The organism is Thalassospira mesophila (assembly GCF_002115755.1).
Taxonomy (GTDB): Bacteria; Pseudomonadota; Alphaproteobacteria; order Rhodospirillales; family Thalassospiraceae; genus Thalassospira; species Thalassospira mesophila.
Genome location: NZ_JFKA01000071.1, coordinates 1 through 434 on the forward strand (window position 1 = coordinate 1; position 434 = coordinate 434).

Genomic DNA, 434 nt, shown 5'->3' on the forward strand with positions numbered 1-434 from the left:
CGTTCTTTTCAACAACCGTGATCTTCGAGGTCAGCATTTTGCTCAACGGCGCCGGGCCCCCGGCATTCACCGTGCCGGTGCCGCCATCAGGCTGCACATTGTTGCCATCGCTTAACGTCGTCGTGATCGTGCGTTCACCGCCGGTGAAGGTATCCGAGTTGGTGCTGTAACGAATGGCATCCAGGATCGCATTGACCTCGGCAACCGTCGTGTCGTTATCAAGCGTGATTACAAGGTTGGCACCATTGGTCCCGCCGGACTGCGTCACACCGGTGGGCAGGCTGCTGGCATCAATCGTCAGCTGTTCGCTGGCATCGGCACTGCCAATCGACACCGTGATCGTACCACCGCCAAACACCGTGCTATCGAGCGCATCTGTCGTACCAAGGTCAACATCGCCGACATTGGCGCTGGTAATTATCGCCGTCGCCGGA

General features: G+C 58.5%; 1 protein-coding gene. It reads right to left on the reverse strand.

Features of this window, described 5'->3' with window-relative positions:
- Positions 1-434 (reverse strand): hypothetical protein (locus TMES_RS22880; protein WP_158091299.1); only part of this gene is annotated, 434 nt, incomplete at both ends.